The organism is Streptomyces aurantiaciflavus (genome assembly GCF_049808595.1).
Taxonomy (GTDB): Bacteria; Actinomycetota; Actinomycetes; order Streptomycetales; family Streptomycetaceae; genus Streptomyces.
In genome coordinates this window covers 70,132-87,196 of the sequence record NZ_JBNCAQ010000022.1, presented here as the reverse complement: position 1 = coordinate 87,196, position 17,065 = coordinate 70,132, and the positions used below count along the sequence as shown (strand labels likewise).

Here is a 17,065-nt window from a genome sequence, read left to right as displayed (position 1 = left end):
AGAGGACGGACGGCATGACAGCAGCTAACTCCAGGAGCGGATCCGGACGCAGGGGCGTCGCGACCCTCATATGCGGTGCGCTGGCCGCCGGGGGGCTCACGGCCGCCGGCGTCGCCGCGCTGGCGCCGGGGGAGGCTGCCGCCTCCAGCCACCGGGAGGCCCCGCTGATCTCGGGGACCCCGCAGTACGACAACACCGACGTGTACGCCTTCGTCAGCCCGGACCACCCGGACACGACGACGATCGTCGCGAACTGGGTCCCGTTCGAGGAGCCGGCGGGCGGCCCGAACTTCTTCCCGTTCGCCGAGGACGCCCAGTACGACCTGCACATCGACAACAACGGTGACGCGAAGGAGGACCTGACCTTCCGTTACACGTTCAAGACGCACACGAAGAACAAGAAGACGTTCCTCTACAACACCGGCGTGGTCGAGAGCCTGGACGACGCGGACCTGAACATCCTGCAGACGTACGACCTCGAACTCCTGAAGCTGAAGAAGGGGAAGGTCCAGCACCGCACGAAGCTCGCGGACGACGTGCCGGTGGCGCCGTCGAACGTGGGCAAGGCGTCCATGCCGAACTACAAGAAGCTGCGCGACCAGGCGATCTACAAGCTCTCCAACGGCGCGAAGACCTTCGCCGGCCAGGCCGACGACCCGTTCTTCCTGGACCTGCGCGTCTTCGACCTGCTGTACGGCGGGAACCTCTCCGAGGTCGGCAACGACACGCTCAAGGGCTACAACGTCAACTCGATCGCGCTGCAGGTCCCGAGCGACATGATCGCCGAGTCGAAGCACCAGCCGATCGTCGGTATCTGGTCCACCACCCAGCGCGAGAACGCGGAGGGCTACTACACCCAGGTCTCGCGCCTCGGCAGCCCGCTGGTGAACGAGGTCGTCAACCCGATCAAGGACAAGGACAAGTTCAACGCGTCCGAGCCGAAGGACGACGCCCAGTTCCTGAAGAACGTCACCAACCCCGAGCTGCCGAAGCTCATCGAGGCGATCTACAAGATCAAGGCGCCGGCCGAGCCGCGCAACGACCTCGTCGACGTGTTCCTCAAGGGCGTCAAGGGCCTCAACCAGCCGCCGTACGTGACCCCGTCGGAGGAGCTGCGCCTGAACACCTCGATCAAGCCGACCGCCAGCCCCAAGCGGCTCGGTGTCCTCGACGGCGACAACGCGGGCTTCCCGAACGGCCGTCGCCTCACCGACGACGTGATCGACGCCTCGCTGCAGGTCGTCGAGGGTGAACTGCTGGGCGCCAAGAACGACCTGGGCGACGCGGTCGACAAGAACGACAAGGAGTTCGAGAAGGCCTTCCCGTACGTCGCGCTGCCCACCGAGGGTTCGCGCGGCCCGCTCGCCAAGGGCACCGGCAGCGGCAACGAGGTCCGCAGCCAGCTCGGCGACGCCCTGAGCACCGAGGGCAACACCGGCCTGATCGCCGCCTCCGCGGGCGCCGGCGCGGCCGGAATCCTGCTCATCGGCGGCGGCCTGATGTGGTGGCGCCGGATGCGAGGCCGGGCGTACTGAGCCCTCGCCCGTGAACCGGGCCGGGGAGAATCCTGCGCTCCCCGGCCCACCCCACCGACTGGCGGGGGGGGGGCGGGGCCCGCCCCCCCCCCCCGGGCCCCCCCCCCCCCCCCCCCCCGGGGGGGGGGGGCGGGGGGGCCCCCCCCCCCCCCCCGGCCCCCCCCCCCACCCCCGCACCAGCAGGACGATCCACCCAGGCGACCGAGGAGAGGGCATGTCCCCGCGTACGAACGACGGCGAACCGGAGCGCGAGCACCCGGCCGACGGGCCGGGCCCCGAGCACCACGCCCGCCAGGACGGCGAGCCGGAGAGCGGGGCCGCCGCTGAGTCGTCGCAGGCGTCCGACAGGGCGGACACCACCCCGCAGGCCATCGCACCCCGCACCGTGGCCGACGCCGAGGCGCCGGGCGAGGCGCGGGGCGGGACGGACGCCCCGGCCGGCACCGAGAGCGCTGTGGCGACGCTCGGGACCGAGGACGCGCAGGCCGCTCCAGGAGCCGCCGAGGACGTCCAGGCAGCGGATGCGGGCGCCCCGGCCGCTCGGGACACCGAGGGTGCCGCGCGGGTCGACGCCTCGGCCCCGGCCTCGAAGAACACCGCCCCCGGTGCCGAAGAGGCCGGCGACCTCCGGGTCGACGCCGTCCGTCGGGTCGCGGCCGCCGGCCGTCGCTGGCGGTCCGTCCAGCTCGGGGCCTGTGCGGCCATGCTGGCCATCGGGCTCACCGCCGGGGCGATCGCGTTCGGGGCCGTGCGGGACGGCGGGGAGACGCCCGTCGCCGCGGCCGCTGCCGTGTCGCCGGGGCTGCTCGCGGGGGCCGACCTCGACACCGGGATCACCTCGCTGCAGGCCCATCTGCGCGCCCAGCCCAGGGACTTCGGTGGCTGGGCCACCCTCGGGCTCGCCTACGTCGAGCAGGCCCGGACCAAGGGCGACCCGTCCCGCTATCCGCAGGCCGAGCAGGCCCTGAAACGCTCGCTGAAGCTGCGGCCCGGCAACGACCAGGCCCTGTCCGGCCGCGCCGCCCTCGCCGCGGCCCGCCACGACTTCACCGACGCGCTGAAGTACGCCGACCAGGCGCTGAAGCAGAACCCCTACAGCGAACGCGCCCTGTGCTCCCGTATCGACGCGCTCGTCGAGCTCGGCCGGTACGAGGACGCCGAGCGGGCGGCCGAGACGGCCGACGAACGCCGGCCGGGCATACCGGTGTTCACGCGGTACGCGTACGTCCACGAGCTGCGCGGCGACGTCGCCACCGCCCGCCGGGTCCTGGACCGGGCCCTCGCGGCCTCGACCACGCCCGGGGACATCGCCTACGTCGCCACCCAGCTCGGCCAGCTCGCCTGGAGCCAGGGCGACGACGCCGGCGCGCTCACCTTCTACGCCCGCGCCCTCGCCGCCGACGACAACTACCTCCCGGCGCTCGAGGGCCGCGCCCGCGCCGAGGCGGCGAGCGGCCGGCAGGCGGAGGCCATCGCGGGGCTGGAGAACGTCGTCGCCCGCTTCCCGCTCCCCGGCCCGCTCGTCGAACTCGGCGAGCTGTACGAGGTCCGGGGCGGCGAGGGCGACGCGGCGAAGGCCGAGGACCAGTACACGCTCGTCGACGCCTGGACCGCCCTCGCCCGCGCCAACGGCGTCAACGCCGACCTCGACACCGCGCTCGCCGCCGCCGACCACGGCGACAAGGCGGCGGCGCTGCGCGCGGCCCGCGCCGAGTGGGCCCGCCGCCACACCGTGCACACCGCGGACGCCCTCGCCTGGGCGCTGCACGTCAACGGCAGGGACGAGGAAGCCCTGCCCTACGCCCGGCAGGCCACGGCCACCGGCTACCGCAACGCGACCTTCCTCTACCACCGCGGTCTGATCGAACGCGCCACGGGCCACACGAAGGACGCCCGCACCCACCTCACGGCGGCCCTGAAGCTGAACCCCGGGTTCTCGCCCCTGGGCGCCCGCGAGGCCCGTACCGCACTGAAGACGCTGGAGGCGGCCAAGTGAAAGCCCGTCGTGTGTTCGCCTCCTGCGCGGCCGTCCTGACGGCCGGCTGCGCGCTCGCGCTGATCCCTTCCGCCAGCGCGAGCGCGCACCCCCTCGGCAACTTCACCGTCAACCGCTACGACGGTCTCGTCGTCGCCCCCGGCCGGGTCAGCGTCGACCACGTCGAGGACCTCGCCGAGATCCCGGCGACCCAGGCGAAGCGCGACGTCGAACGGCTCGGCCTGACCGAGTGGGCCCGGCAGCGCTGCGCCACGGCCGCCGCGGACAGCAGGCTGACGGTCGACGGCCGCACGGTCGCCCTGACGGCCGGCGCCGCGAAGGCGGTCGTGCGGCCCGGGCAGGCCGGTCTCGACACCCTGCGGGTGGAGTGCCGGCTGACGGCCGCGCTGCCCGAGGACGAGACGGTCTCGCTCGGCTTCCGGGGCGCGGGCGCCTCCTCCGGGCCCGGCTGGCGGGAGATCACCGCGCGCGGCGACCGGATGACGCTCACCGACTCCGACGTGCCGGCCGAGTCCGTGTCGAACGAACTCACCGAATACCCCGAGGAGTTGCTCTCCTCCCCCGCCGACACCGCGACCGCGTCGCTGCGGGTGCGGCCCGGCGGCGCCGCCCTCGCCGAGGGGGATCGGGACGCGCCCGCCGCGTCCGTCCTGCCCCGCGGGGCCGACCGCTGGACGCGGGCCCTCGACAGTCTGGTCGCCCGTCAGGACCTCACCCTCGGCTTCGCCGCGCTGGCGCTGGTCATCGCGGTCGGCCTGGGCGCGATGCACGCGGTCGCCCCAGGCCACGGCAAGACCATCATGGCCGCGACCGCCGCCGCCCGGGGCGGCAAGGCCCGTATGAAGGACGTCCTGCCCCTGGCGGCGTCGGTCACGGTCACCCACACCCTGGGCGTGGTCGCCCTCGGGCTCCTGGTCACCGCCGGCTCGGCCGCGGCCCCCTCGGTGATCGGCTGGCTGGGTCTGGCCAGCGGCGCCCTGGTCCTGTTCGCGGGCGCGACGCTGGTCCGCCGGGCCTGGCACAACCGGGGACACGGGCACGGGCACACCCACAGCCATGGCGGTCACACCCACACCCATGGCCCGGACGGTCACGTCCCTTCACATGGCCCGGGCGGCCACACCCATGGCCCCGGCGACGATCACCCGCACGGCCACGACCACGACCCCGCGGACACCCCCGAGCGCCGGCTCGTCCTCGCCGGCGCGCACGCCGCGCAGCACGCCCCCGCGCCGGTGAAGGCCCCCACACGCCCCCACGACCACGACCACGCGCACAGCCACGACCACGACCACGACCACAGGCACCACCATCACGGTCACACCCACACCCACACCCACGGCGGCTCCACCCACACCCACGGCGGCTCCACCCACACCCACGGCGGCTCCACCCACACCCACTCCACCGCGCCCACGCTGCGCGGCACGATCCTCCTCGGCTTCGCCGGGGGGCTCGTCCCCAGTCCCTCCGCCGTCGTCGTGCTCGTCGGCGCGGCGGCTCTCGGGCACGCCTGGTTCGGACTGCTGCTCGTCGTCGCGTACGGCGTCGGGCTCGCGCTGACCCTCACCGCCGCCGGGTTCGCCGTGGTCAGGCTGGGTACGGGCGCCGCCCGCCTCCTGGACCGCGCCCCCCGCTGGACCACGCACCCGACCGTGGCGCTGGTCCGCCGGAACATGCCCCTGTGGTCCGCGCTCGTCGTCGTGGCCCTCGGGGTCGGACTGGTGCTCAAGGGGGCCGCATCCGTCCTCGCCTGAGCTACGTTTGTGGAGGTATTCACCCGGATGCGAACGGGGAATGGGGTGCGCGGTGTCCGAAGAACCGGGCAGTGAACGTCTGATCGCGGGCCGCTACCGCCTGCTGTCCCCGCTCGGCGAGGGCGGCATGGGCACGGTGTGGCGGGCCCGGGACGAGGTGCTGCACCGCGAGGTCGCCGTCAAGGAGGTGCGCGCCCCGGCCGGGCTGCCCGCGAGCGACGTCGAGCGGCTGTACGCCCGGCTGGAGCGCGAGGCCTGGGCCGCCGCCCGGGTCGCGAACCGCAACGTCGTGACGGTGTACGACGTGGCCACGCAGGACGGGCGGCCGTGGATCGTGATGGAGCTCGTCCGCGGCATCTCGCTGGCCGACCTCCTCGACACCGAGGGGCCGCTGGAGCCGGCCCGGGCCGCGCACATCGGCGCCGAGGTGCTGGCCGCGCTGCGGGCGGCGCACGAGGCGGGCGTCCTGCACCGGGACGTGAAGCCGGCCAACGTGCTGATGTCGAACGACGGCCGGGTCGTGCTCACCGACTTCGGTATCGCCACCGTCGAGGGCACCTCCGCGCTGACCATGACCGGCGAGGTCATCGGCTCCCCCGAGTTCCTGGCGCCGGAGCGCGCGCTGGGGCGCACACCGGGTCCCGAGTCGGACCTGTGGTCGCTGGGCGTGCTGCTGTACGCGGCGGTCGAGGGCAACTCCCCGTTCCGTCAGAACACCCCGCTGAGCACCCTGCGCGCCATCGTCGACGAGGAGCTGCCGCCGCCGCGCCGGGCGGGTCCGCTCGCCCCCGTGATCGAGGGCCTGCTGCGCAAGGACCCGGCCGAGCGGCTGCCGGCCGATCTCGCCGAGCGGGACCTGAGAGTCGTCGCCGCCGGGGGCACCCCCTCCGGGGGAGGCGCCCCGCACACCGGCACCGTCCGGACGACGCCGTACACGCCGACGGTCATGGGCCTGCCGGCGACAGGGGGCACGGAACCGTTCACCCGGCGGCAGCCGCCGGCGCCGCCGCCTCCGTGGACCGGGCCCGAGACGGCCACCGGGACCGGGCCGGACGGCAACCGGCGTACCGCCGGTGTGCTCATCGCCGGCGTGGTGGCGGTCGCGCTGGCGGTGGCCGGGCTGACGTACGCGCTGCTGAACCGGGGCGACGGGAACGACGGCGCGGACAAGGGCGTCACCAACAGCCAGTCGCAGGGGGTGAGTCCGTCCGCGTCGCCGGAGGCGAGCGCCACGCAGAGCAGTGAGGAGCCCTCGCCGAGTCCGAGTGCGAGCGAGAGCGCCACGAGTGAGGCTCCGCCGCAGTCCGTCGCGGTCGCCGTCACCGGGGCGCACACGGACTACGCGGGAGCCTGTCCGCCGTCCAACGAGGGGGCGCCCGCCTTCACGGCGACCATCACGGTGGGCCGGCTGCCCGCTCAGGTGTCCTACCGGTGGGTGACGAAGGACGGCGAGCTCGCGGACTCGGGCTGGAAGACGCTCGACTTCCCGGCGGGCGGCGGGAAGTCGCAGCAGGACAAGGTGATCGTGACGACGTACGCGCAGAGCGGGACGTACCGCAATTCCATCGGCGTCGAGGTGCGTGAGCCGCGGCGGACGACGTCCAACTCGGTGCCGTTCTCGGTGACGTGCGAGACGGAGGCCCCGTCGGGCGAGGCCTCCCCCTCCGTGTCCCCCTCGGAGTGAGGCCTCAGGCCACGCCGTTGAACACGCGCAGGTAGCCACCCGACTGGCCGGACGCGGTCGGGTGGTAGGACTCGCCGATGTCGAGCCAGTTGACGCTGTGCAGCCAGGAGCTGCCGGAGCAGATCTCGTGGCCGGTGAAGGTGGTGCGGACGTCACCGAAGACGAAGCCGTGGGCCGCGGCGCGCTTGGCGATGGCGGTGTTGAGGTGGTCGGCGGCGTTGTTGATGGCGGTGCGTTTGGTCCCGGACAGGCCGAGGCAGGCCGTGCCGAGCTGGTAGAAGCGGGGGTAGCCGATGACGACGACACGGGCGTTCGGCGCCTTGCCGCGGATCGCCGAGTAGACGCTGTCGAGTCTGCCGGGGAGTGTCGAGTCGACGTACGCGCGGGCGGTGTTGATGCGGTTGACGCAGGTGCTGTCGGAGCCGGTCACGCAGGTGGTCATGACGTCGGCGAAGCCCGCGTCGTTGCCGCCGATGGTGAGGGAGACCAGGCCGGTGGAGGAGTTGAGCGGGCCGAGCTGACCGGTGAGAACATCACCCGTTCGGGCGCCGGAGCAGGCGGTGAACGCGAAGGACGAGGGGGCGTGCGCGGCGTTCCACAGGTACGGGTAGGCCTTGGTGCTGCGCTTGCAGTCGCCGCTGGAGCTGAGGTAGCCGCCCGCGCCGACGCCGGAGGAGTAGGAGTCGCCGAGCGCCACGTAGCCGCCGGTCGCGGCGAGTTGGGCGCTCTGTGCCGAGGCGGCCCCGGTGAGGGCGGCGCCGGCGGCGAGGAGGAGAGAGCTGACGAATACGGCAATTCGGGAACGTCTCATGGAACCTCCCTTTAGCAGGATCTCTGCCACAACCGTCGTAGCAACTACGCGTGTTGACGGGAAGTGTCCATGCCAAGTCATTTCATGCCATAAGGCGGTCGATCACGCCCGCTTTGTTACGTGCCCATGTCAAGTGTGTTGACAACAGTTCAACTCCCTTTCACTACGCCCGTAGATGGCAGAAGCTTTGCCTCAGCCGAGAGCGGTACGCCGCGACGCTCGACGCCGTGTGCGCGACACCGCGCGCATCCCCCACATACGCGCGCCCATCCAGCGCGCGCCGCCTGGAGGAGGACTCCCTCGTCATGGCACGACTTCGCAGCAACAAGGTCCGCGTCACCGCCGCCGCCACCGTGGCGGCCACCGCCCTCGTCGGCGGCCTCACCGCGCTCCCCGCCCAGGCCGCCCCGGCCGAGGGCAAGGTGCTCGCAGCCGGCTCCCCCACCGCCGTCAAGGACAGCTACATCGTCACGCTGAAGAAGGACGCGGGCTTCAAGGCGTCCTCGGCGTCCGGCAAGGACCTCGTCAAGGAGTACGGCGGCACGGTGGACAAGACGTTCGGCGCCGCGCTGAACGGCTACACCGCCACCCTCTCCGCCACCGAGGCGAAGAGACTCGCCGCGGACCCGGCGGTCGCCGCCGTCGAGCAGAACCAGACGGTCCACGTGGCCGACACCACGCAGTCGAGCGCCCCGTGGGGCCTGGACCGCATCGACCAGACCTCGCTCCCGCTGTCCGGCACGTACACCTACCCCGACTCCGCCGGCAGCGGTGTCACGGCGTACGTCATCGACACCGGTGTGCGCATCACCCACTCCCAGATCAGCGGCCGGGCCTCCTACGGCTACGACGCCGTCGACGGCGACACCACCGCCTCCGACGGCAACGGCCACGGCACCCACGTCGCCACCACCATCGCGGGCTCCACCTACGGCGTCGCCAAGAAGGCGAAGATCGTGGCGGTCCGGGTGCTGAACAACTCCGGCTCCGGCACCACGGCCGGCGTGATCGCGGGCATCGACTGGGTCACCGCGAACCACTCCGGCCCCTCGGTCGCCAACATGTCCCTCGGCGGCGGCGTCTCCACCACCCTGGACACCGCCGTGCGCAACTCCATAGCCAGCGGCGTCACCTACGCCGTCGCGGCGGGCAACAGCAGCACCACCGCCTCCTCGTCCTCCCCGGCCCGCGTCACCGAGGCCATCACGGTCGGCGCCACCACCAGCACCGACGCCAAGGCGAGCTACTCCAACTACGGCTCGGTCCTGGACATCTTCGCCCCCGGCTCCTCCATCACGGCCGGCTGGTACACCAGCGACACCGCGACCAACACCATCTCCGGTACGTCGATGGCGACCCCGCACGTCGCGGGCGCGGCCGCGGTCTACCTGGCGAGCCACACCTCGGCCACCCCGGCCCAGGTCGCCACGGCGCTCGTCAACGGCTCGACCACCGGAAAGGTGACCAGCGCGGGCACCGGCTCCCCGAACCGTCTGCTGAAGATCGTCCCGTGAGGTCGCACCAGCCAACGCCGCTGAAGCGGCGGTGAGTTGACCTTGTTCCCCGGAGGCCCCCGGTCGCCTCCGGGGAACGCTTGTGTCAGGCCCCTGATCGCACTTGTCCGGGTTGACTACCGGACGACCCGTTGTGTAACGGTCAAACGAACAAAAAGGTGATGTCTCTTTCCAGGCCTTGCCATACGGGTGTAATCGTCAATACCGTCAGACATCTCACCCGCATCGGACCGTCAGCAAGCGGCTCTAGGGGAGGGCTCAAGGACCGCGACGGTTCCGGAGCGGGGCGCGGTAGGGGGGTGCCGTGCTCGGTGACCGCTCATGTGACCGAGCCGTGCCGCGCAGTCGGCTGCCGCTTTTCCGGGGGCCGACCAGCTTTGCCAGCTCACCCGGCGTGCGCGGAGAAGCCCTCCGCCATGCCGTGCCACGGGGCCGGCGGAGAGGTCTTCCGCCATGCCGTGCGGCCGTGGGTGACAACCAACCCCCCTTTCGAACCGGACGTGGATCCGGGCCGCCCAGGGGCGGGCGGTCCACCGGACGAGAGGGACCAGACTCATGAGTTCCGTTCTGCAGCCGGCGACATCGGGCCAGGATTTCGAGGCTCCGTCGACCGTCGGCAAGTACCGGCCCATCTCCTCTCACCTGGCCATCACACCGCCGGTGAGCGTCGTGATCCCCGCGATGAACGAGGCCGAGAACCTTCCGTACGTCTTCAAGACCCTGCCGGACTGGATCCACGAAGTGGTGCTGGTCGACGGCAACTCCACCGACGACACCGTCGAGGTCGCGCGTGAGCTGTGGCCCGGCGTCAAGGTCGTCGGGCAGCAGGGCCGGGGCAAGGGCGACGCCCTGATCACCGGCTTCGAGGCGTGCACCGGCGACATCATCGTGATGGTCGACGCGGACGGCTCGGCCGACGGCAACGAGATCGTGTCGTACGTCTCCGCCCTCGTCTCCGGCGCGGACTTCGCCAAGGGCTCCCGCTTCGCCAACGGCGGCGGCACCGACGACATGACCTTCATCCGCCGGCTGGGAAACCGGGTGCTGTGCGCCGTCGTCAACCGCAAGTTCGGCGCCCGGTACACCGACCTGTGCTACGGCTACAACGCGTTCTGGCGGCACTGCCTGGACAAGATCGAGCTGGACTGCACCGGCTTCGAGGTCGAGACCCTGATGAACATCCGGGTCGTCAAGGCCGGGCTGAAGGTGCAGGAGATCCCGAGCCACGAGTACCTGCGCATCCACGGCGTCAGCAACCTGCGGGCCGTGCGCGACGGACTGCGGGTGCTGCGGGTGATCCTCAACGAGCGGTCCAACCGGCGGGCGCTGCGCCGCCGCGGCCACCGCTCGCCGACGCTCGACACGGTCCGGGGAGAGGTGTCTTGAGCGCGAACGGCACCCCGGCCGGCGCCCCGGCCCGTCAGGCGAGCGGCATCTCCGTCGTCATCTGCGTCTACACCGAGGACCGCTGGGAGGACATCCTCGCGGCCGTCGCCTCGGTGCGGGCGCAGACCCGGCCGGCGCTGGAGACCCTGCTGGTCGTCGACCACAACCCGGCGCTCCTGGACCGGCTGACCAAGGAGTACAAGGAGGTCGACGAGGTCCGGGTGCTGCCCAACGCGGGTCCGCGCGGCCTGTCGGCCGGCCGCAACACCGGCGTCGCCGCCTCGCGCGGCGACATCATCGCCTTCCTCGACGACGACGCCGTCGCCGAACGGGACTGGCTGCGCCGCTTCGCCGACCCCTACAGCGATCCCCGGGTGATGGCGGTCGGCGGCCGGGCGGTGCCCGTCTGGTCCTCCGGCCGGCGGCCCGACTGGTTCCCCGAGGAGTTCGACTGGGTGGTGGGCTGCTCCTACCGGGGCCTGCCGCCCGGCCGGGTCCGGGTGCGCAACATCCTCGGCGGGAACGCCTCGTTCCGGCGGGAGGCCTTCGACATCGCGGGCGGCTTCGCCACCGGCATCGGACGCGACGGCGACAAGCGGCCGCTGGGGGGTGAGGAGACGGAGCTGTGCATCCGGCTCAGCCGTGCGAGACCCGACGCGATCCTGCTCGTCGACGACCGCGCGGTCATCCACCACAAGGTGCCCGCGGCCCGCGAGCACTTCGCCTACTTCCGCACCCGCACCTACGCCGAGGGCCTGTCCAAGGCACTGGTGGCCCGCAGCGTCGGCACCGACAAGGGCCTGGAGTCCGAGCGCCGCTACACCACCCGGGTGCTCCCCGCCGGTGTCGCCCGCGGCCTGCGCGACCAACTCCTCGGCCGCTCCGGCGGAGCCCGCCGAGCAGCCGCGATCATCACCGGCGTCCTCACCGCCGCCGGCGGCTACGTGGTGGGCAGCGTACGAGCACGGCGGAACGGAACGACGTTCTCGGTGGTCCAGATCAGCGAGACGGCCGACGGGACCGCCGAGGCCGGTTCGGGCGGGGGCCCGAGGACCGGCGAGGGCCGGGGTGTGGCTGGGGGGCAGGGGATGGCCGAATGCCCAGGGATGGCCGTAGGCCCGGGTGCGGCCGGAGACCCGGGGACGGCCGAAGGCCCGGGTGCGGCCGGAGACCCGGGGACGGCCGAAGGCCCGGGTGCGGCCGGAGACCCGGGGACGGCCGAAGGCCCGGTGATGGCCGACGGCCTGGCAACGACCGAAGGTCAGGACGTGGCCGGAGGCCAAGGGATGGCCGGAGGCCCGGGAACGGCCGAAGGCCCCGGAACGGCCGAAGGCCCCGGAACGGCCGAAGGCCCCGGAACGGCCGAAGGCCCGGGAACGGCCGAAGCTCAGGGTGTAGCCGAAGGCCCGGCAAGGGCCGGGGACCCGGGTGCGGCCGGGGGTCCGGCGGATGCGGGGGTGGGTCGCAGCGGCGTTGCCGTGACGGGCGGCGTGGTGGTCCGAGGGGACGTGCGGCCGGTGTCCGCCGGGGCGGCCGAGGAGGCCGGCTCGGCGGCGGGCGCCGGGACAGCCCCGGCAGAGGCCGTCCCGGACATCGGAGGCCCCGAGGCCGCCGCCCGTGCCGTCGGGACTGGGCCGAAGCCCCCTGCGGTGGAGGGGGCCGCGTGACGGAGGCTCGGGTTCCGATTCTGATGTACCACGCGGTCGCGGCGGAGCCGAACGATGCCACCCGGGCCCTTTCGGTGACGCCGGAGGCGTTCGGTGAGCAGATGGCGCTGGTCGCCGAGCGGGGGCTGACCCCGCTCACCACGGCCGACCTGGCGGCCCGCTGGCGGGCCGGGCGGGCGCTGCCCACCCGGCCCGTCCTGATCACCTTCGACGACGGCTACGAGGGCGTGCACCGCCACGCCCTCCCCGCCCTGGCCAAGCACGGCTTCCCGGCCACGCTGTTCGTGTCCACCGGCTGGATCCGGGGCGCGTACGACACCGGCGGCGGCCTGGACACCATGCTGGACTGGCGGCAGGTGCGCGAACTGGCGGACGCGGGCGTGGAGATCGGCGGCCACAGCCACACCCACCCGCAGCTCGACCAGATCGACGACACCACGCTGCGCGCCCAGCTGACCCGCTGCCGGGACATCGTCGCCGACGAACTGGGCGCCCTGCCCGTGTCGTTCGCCTACCCGTACGGCTACTCCAGCCGACGGGTGCGCACGGCGGTGCGCGAGAACGGGTTCGCCCAGGCGCTCGCCGTCGGCAACTCCCTCGCCCGCCGCGGGCAGGGTCCGTACGCCCTGCGGCGGGTGACCGTGCGGCGCAGCACGGGCGTCGAGGAGTTCGAACGGCTCCTCGACGGCCGGGCCATCGCCCGGACCTTCGCCCGCGACCGCGCCCTCACCAAGGGGTACGCGGTGGTCCGCAGGACCCGGCAGCTCCACCGCAGGGCGGTCGGCGCCCTGGTGTGAGCGGTGAGCGGCGGCCCCGGCGGAGGCGTCCGCCGGGGTCTTCCGTATACTCCGGAGCTTCTCGGCCCTTACCGGACACATCCGACACACCGGCGCGCAGCACGGAAACCGGGTGCACGCGGGCCCCCTGTGCCGGATCATGGCGTGCATGTCCGCGCACCCACACGACGCTCTGCCGATCCGGCTCACCGTCGACGACTCCGACTCCCCGTCCGACGTCGTCGACGCGCTGTTCCTCGGCCGCTTCGCGACGGGCGAGCAGCCGTACTCGCACGCGGCGAACATCGACCGCGTGCGCTCCGGCGCGAACCTGATCCCGCCGGGCGCGCGCGTGCTGCGCGTCGCCCGCGACGACGACCGCAGCGCGACGCTGGCCGAGGGCGACGGCTGGACGCTGCTGGTCTCCCGCTGGAACCGCGGCGCCGACGTCACGGTCACCGCGACCAGCGCCGAGCTGGCCGCGCAGGTGCTCAACGAGGCCACGGACGGTGCGGCGGACGAGCCCGAACCCCAGCCGGAGAACGTGACCATGGGCTTCTGGTACGTCTCTCCGAGGCGGGGCCCGCACCGCACCACCCGCCAGATCTCCGCGGGTACGTGGGACGAGGTCCGCCCCAACTACACGGCCCCGGTGGCCGAGGCGATGGACCGCCTGATGGGGACGACCCCCGAGGACATCGCCGGCCGGCTGCTGCTCCTGCACGGTCCGCCCGGCACCGGCAAGACCTCGGCGCTGCGCACACTGGCCCGCTCCTGGCGGGACTGGTGCCAGGTGGACTGCGTGCTGGACCCCGAGAGGCTCTTCAGTGACGTCGGCTATCTGATGGACATCGCGATCGGTGAGGAGGACGGCACCGGCAAGGGCCGCTGGCGGCTGCTGCTCCTGGAGGACTGCGACGAGCTGATCCGCGGCGAGGCGAAGCACACGGCCGGGCAGGCCCTCTCCCGTCTGCTCAATCTCACCGACGGCCTGCTCGGCCAGGGCCGCAACGTCCTGGTCGGCGTCACCACCAACGAGGACCTGGAGCGTCTCCACCCGGCCGTCGTGCGCCCCGGCCGCTGCCTGGCCCGGATCGAGGTCGGTCCGCTGACCCGCCGGGAGGCGGTGGACTGGCTCGGCACCGAGGAGGGGGTCGGCCGTGAGGGCGCGACCCTTGCGGAGCTGTACGCGCTGCGGCGGGGCACCTCCCCGACGTCGCTGCCGGAGCCGCGGGGCGGGGCGGACGCGGGGCTGTACCTGTAGTGCTTTGATGGGTCTATGACCCTGTTCGTCGGCACCTCGGGGTGGCAGTACAAGGACTGGAAGGGCGTCCTGTACCCGGCCGACGTCCCCGTGCGGCGGTGGCTGGAGGAGTACGCGGCGCAGTTCGCCACCGTCGAGATCAACAACGCGTTCTACCGGCTGCCGTCCCGGGAGACCTTCACGTCCTGGGGCGAGCGCGTCCCGCCGGACTTCGTGGTCGCGGTCAAGGCGAGCCGCTATCTGACCCACATCAAGCGGCTGAGGGACCCCGAGGAGCCGGTGCACCGTCTGATGAGCCACGCGGCCGGCCTCGGCGCCCGCCTCGGCCCGGTGCTCCTGCAGCTCCCGCCGAACCTGCGCGCCGACCCGGACCTGCTGGACACCTGCCTGGCCCGTTTCCCGTCCGGCACGCGCGTGGCGGTCGAACCGCGCCACGACTCCTGGTGGACGCCGGCGGTGCGCGAGGTCCTCCAGGCCCGGGGCGCGGCCCTGTGCTGGGCCGACGCCCGCTCCCGCCCGGTGACCCCGCTGTGGCGCACCACCGACTGGGGCTATGTCCGCTTCCACCAGGGCCGCGCGCACCCCTGGCCGCACTACGGCCGCCGCTCCCTGGAGACCTGGCTCGACCGCGTCGCGACGACCTGGCCGGCCGACGCCGACGTCTACGCGTACTTCAACAACGACCCGGGCGGCGCGGCGGTCCGGAACGCGGTGATGTTCGCGAGGACGGCGGAGCGGGCGGGCCTGAATCCCACCCGCGTCCCCGGCCGCGCCTCACTCGCCCGGCGCTGACGCCCGCGCCCCACGGCAGCGAAGGGTCACCGCTCGTAGGCCGCCCGCAGGGCATCCCGTACGGCGGCCAGCGCCTCCTCCTCCGTGAGCCCCAGCCGGCGCGCCCGCGCCGCGTAGCCCTGCGCGGCAGCAGCCAGCTCGCGTGCCTCCGAGCCGGCGGCGGCGACGTACGTGCCGTGCCGGCCCCGGGTCTCGATCACCCCGTCGGTCTCCAGCGCCCGGTACGCCTTGGCGACCGTGTTCGCCGCCAGCCCCAGCGCCTCGGCGAGGCCCCGTACGGTCGGCAGCCGGTAGCCGACGGGCAGCTCGCCCGACCGGGCCTGCTCGGCGATCTGCGCTCGCACCTGCTCGTAGGGCGCGGCACCCTCAACGATGTGGATCTTCAAGGTCACGGCCCGATTGTCCCCCACGCGCCGGAAAATGGGAGGCGTCCGCCCACCGCTGCCCCGTAGCGTGCGCTCACATGACCGTCATCGTGCGTGATCTGCGCCCCGACGTACCGGCCGACCTGGAGGGATTCGCCCGGGTCCGGGACCTCGCCCTGCCCTACATGATCTTCACTCCGGAGTCGGTGGCCTACGACGCGGCCCATGCTCATCCCGACGCCCACTCGCGCATGCTGGTCGCCGAGAAGGACGGCGAGATCGTCGGCACGGCCCAGGTCGGCCTCGCGCACGACAGCCCGGAGCCCGGCCAGGGCATGCTCAACGTGTACGTGGACCCGGCCCGCACCGGTCGTGGCGCCGGCGCGCTGCTGGTCCGCACCGCCGAGGAGCACCTGGCGGCCCGCGGGGCGACCCGTGTGCTGTCCTGGGTCCTGGACGAGCCCGGCAACCGCGCCTTCGCCGAGAAGCGCGGCTACCGGCAGAGCCGCTCCGCGCACTTCCTCACCCTCGACCTGGTGAACGCCACCCTGCCGCCGCTCCAGGACCCGCCGGCGGGCGTCGAACTGCGCACCGCGGCCGACTTCGCGGACGACCCCCGACCGCTGTTCCTGCTGGACGCGGAGACGGTGTCCGACGAGCCGAGCGACCTCGGGGCCGAACTCACGGACTACGAGGCCTGGCTCGAGGAGACCTGGCGGCACCCCCTGCTCGCCCCGGAGCTGACCTCGGTCGCCGTGGTGGACGGCCGCCCGGTCGCCTTCACCCTGGCCCACACCGACGGCCGTACCCGCTACCGCTCGGGTATGACCGGCACCGCCCGCGCCTTCCGCGGCCGGGGCCTGGCCAAGCTCGCCAAGAACGACTCCCTGCACCGCGCCCGCGCCGCCGGGTACACGCAGGCCCTGACCGGTAACGACACGGACAACGGCCCGATGCTCACCATCAACAAGTGGTTCGGGTACGAGATCCGCGCGACGGAGGTGCGGTATGTCCGCGAACTCGGCTGACGCCCCCGGCCCGACGGGCCGGGTGGACGTCGTCCTCGTCAAGGGCGGCCGGACGAAGATCCGCTACCCGGCCGAGCTGCTGTCCGACGACGGCACCCGCCTCGCCGTCCGCGCCCCCTGGGCCGGCGACGCCGTGCGCGACTTCGGCTTCGTACGCTTCGAGACGGGTGACGTCTTCACGGAGTACTACTGGCGCGACCGCTGGTACTCCGTCAAGGAGGTCCGAGACGCGGCGGGCGCGGTGAAGGGCTGGTACTGCGACATCACGCGCCCGGCCGTGGTCACCGGCGCCGAGCTGGTCGTCGAGGACCTCGACCTCGACCTGTGGCGCTCCGCCGACGGCACGGACGTACGGCGGCTGGACGAGGACGAGTTCGAGGAGAGCGGTCTGAGGGAGACGGATCCGCGGGCCGCGATGGCCGCCGTGGCCGCCCTCGACGAGCTCGAAGCGCTGGCGCGCGGGGGCGGCTTCGAGGAGCTGCTGGCCTGA

13 protein-coding genes and 1 pseudogene are annotated in these 17,065 nt (G+C 73.2%); 12 read left to right on the top strand and 2 right to left on the bottom strand.

Features of this window, described 5'->3' with window-relative positions:
* Positions 1-14: 14 nt before the first annotated feature.
* The 4 genes from ACPT94_RS25480 (at position 15) to ACPT94_RS25465 (ending at position 6,972) form a co-directional block, all read left to right on the top strand.
* A complete protein-coding gene (locus ACPT94_RS25480) occupies positions 15-1,535 on the top strand; it encodes a DUF4331 domain-containing protein (protein ID WP_360345415.1) in 1,521 nt (506 codons plus the stop codon).
* Positions 1,536-1,749: 214 nt separating this feature from the next.
* The gene (locus ACPT94_RS25475; protein WP_360345413.1) at positions 1,750-3,531 is read left to right on the top strand and encodes a tetratricopeptide repeat protein; all 1,782 of its coding nucleotides are present in this window, start codon (positions 1,750-1,752) and stop codon (positions 3,529-3,531) included.
* Entirely contained in the window at positions 3,528-5,288 is a 1,761-nt protein-coding gene (locus ACPT94_RS25470) for a nickel transporter (RefSeq protein ID WP_360345411.1), read from the top strand. The genes ACPT94_RS25475 and ACPT94_RS25470 overlap by 4 nt, the downstream gene beginning before the upstream one ends.
* Before the next feature lie 52 nt (positions 5,289-5,340).
* The gene (locus tag ACPT94_RS25465; protein WP_360345409.1) at positions 5,341-6,972 is read left to right on the top strand and encodes a serine/threonine-protein kinase; all 1,632 of its coding nucleotides are present in this window, start codon (positions 5,341-5,343) and stop codon (positions 6,970-6,972) included.
* Between the two features lie 4 nt (positions 6,973-6,976).
* Here the strand turns inward: ACPT94_RS25465 and ACPT94_RS25460 are convergent, their stop codons facing one another.
* A complete protein-coding gene (locus ACPT94_RS25460; protein WP_360345407.1) occupies positions 6,977-7,783 on the bottom strand; it encodes an SGNH/GDSL hydrolase family protein in 807 nt (268 codons plus the stop codon).
* Between the two features lie 305 nt (positions 7,784-8,088).
* On the opposite strand from ACPT94_RS25460, the gene ACPT94_RS25455 reads away from it, so the two are divergent.
* The 6 genes and pseudogenes from ACPT94_RS25455 (at position 8,089) to ACPT94_RS25430 (ending at position 15,182) form a co-directional block, all read left to right on the top strand.
* The gene (locus ACPT94_RS25455) at positions 8,089-9,297 is read left to right on the top strand and encodes a S8 family peptidase (RefSeq protein WP_360345405.1); all 1,209 of its coding nucleotides are present in this window, start codon (positions 8,089-8,091) and stop codon (positions 9,295-9,297) included.
* A gap of 555 nt (positions 9,298-9,852) precedes the next feature.
* Positions 9,853-10,683 carry a glycosyltransferase family 2 protein gene (locus ACPT94_RS25450; protein ID WP_360345403.1) on the top strand — a complete coding sequence of 277 codons (831 nt, stop codon included), beginning with the start codon at positions 9,853-9,855 and terminating at the stop codon, positions 10,681-10,683.
* Positions 10,680-11,702, top strand: a pseudogene (locus ACPT94_RS25445) (glycosyltransferase family 2 protein); the annotation flags it as partial. The gene ACPT94_RS25450 and the pseudogene ACPT94_RS25445, both read left to right, overlap by 4 nt.
* Before the next feature lie 644 nt (positions 11,703-12,346).
* Entirely contained in the window at positions 12,347-13,147 is an 801-nt protein-coding gene (locus ACPT94_RS25440) for a polysaccharide deacetylase family protein (RefSeq protein ID WP_425246899.1), read from the top strand.
* Between the two features lie 148 nt (positions 13,148-13,295).
* Entirely contained in the window at positions 13,296-14,390 is a 1,095-nt protein-coding gene (locus tag ACPT94_RS25435; RefSeq protein WP_360345399.1) for a DUF5925 domain-containing protein, read from the top strand.
* A gap of 15 nt (positions 14,391-14,405) precedes the next feature.
* Complete coding sequence (locus tag ACPT94_RS25430) at positions 14,406-15,182, top strand: DUF72 domain-containing protein (protein WP_425246898.1); 777 nt, start codon at positions 14,406-14,408, stop codon at positions 15,180-15,182.
* A 26-nt stretch (positions 15,183-15,208) separates the two neighbouring features.
* Here the strand turns inward: ACPT94_RS25430 and ACPT94_RS25425 are convergent, their stop codons facing one another.
* Positions 15,209-15,574, bottom strand: coding sequence for a GntR family transcriptional regulator (locus tag ACPT94_RS25425; RefSeq protein ID WP_360345395.1), 366 nt, complete (start codon positions 15,572-15,574; stop codon positions 15,209-15,211).
* Between the two features lie 71 nt (positions 15,575-15,645).
* On the opposite strand from ACPT94_RS25425, the gene ACPT94_RS25420 reads away from it, so the two are divergent.
* Entirely contained in the window at positions 15,646-16,575 is a 930-nt protein-coding gene (locus tag ACPT94_RS25420; RefSeq protein ID WP_425246897.1) for a GNAT family N-acetyltransferase, read from the top strand.
* Positions 16,556-17,065 carry a ribonuclease FAU-1 family protein gene (locus tag ACPT94_RS25415; RefSeq protein ID WP_360345391.1) on the top strand — a complete coding sequence of 170 codons (510 nt, stop codon included), beginning with the start codon at positions 16,556-16,558 and terminating at the stop codon, positions 17,063-17,065. Before ACPT94_RS25420 ends, ACPT94_RS25415 begins: the two co-directional genes overlap by 20 nt.

What these genes read in the sequence shown, in the direction of transcription:
- ACPT94_RS25435 (WP_360345399.1), top strand. Translation starts at nt 13,296, where the DNA reads ATGTCCGCGCACCCACACGACGCTCTGCCGATCCGGCTCACCGTCGAC.
- ACPT94_RS25450 (WP_360345403.1), top strand. Translation starts at nt 9,853, where the DNA reads ATGAGTTCCGTTCTGCAGCCGGCGACATCGGGCCAGGATTTCGAGGCT.
- ACPT94_RS25480 (WP_360345415.1), top strand. Translation starts at nt 15, where the DNA reads ATGACAGCAGCTAACTCCAGGAGCGGATCCGGACGCAGGGGCGTCGCG.
- ACPT94_RS25455 (WP_360345405.1), top strand. Translation starts at nt 8,089, where the DNA reads ATGGCACGACTTCGCAGCAACAAGGTCCGCGTCACCGCCGCCGCCACC.
- ACPT94_RS25415 (WP_360345391.1), top strand. Translation starts at nt 16,556, where the DNA reads ATGTCCGCGAACTCGGCTGACGCCCCCGGCCCGACGGGCCGGGTGGAC.
- ACPT94_RS25475 (WP_360345413.1), top strand. Translation starts at nt 1,750, where the DNA reads ATGTCCCCGCGTACGAACGACGGCGAACCGGAGCGCGAGCACCCGGCC.
- ACPT94_RS25460 (WP_360345407.1), bottom strand. Translation starts at nt 7,783, where the DNA reads ATGAGACGTTCCCGAATTGCCGTATTCGTCAGCTCTCTCCTCCTCGCC.
- ACPT94_RS25430 (WP_425246898.1), top strand. Translation starts at nt 14,406, where the DNA reads ATGACCCTGTTCGTCGGCACCTCGGGGTGGCAGTACAAGGACTGGAAG.
- ACPT94_RS25420 (WP_425246897.1), top strand. Translation starts at nt 15,646, where the DNA reads ATGACCGTCATCGTGCGTGATCTGCGCCCCGACGTACCGGCCGACCTG.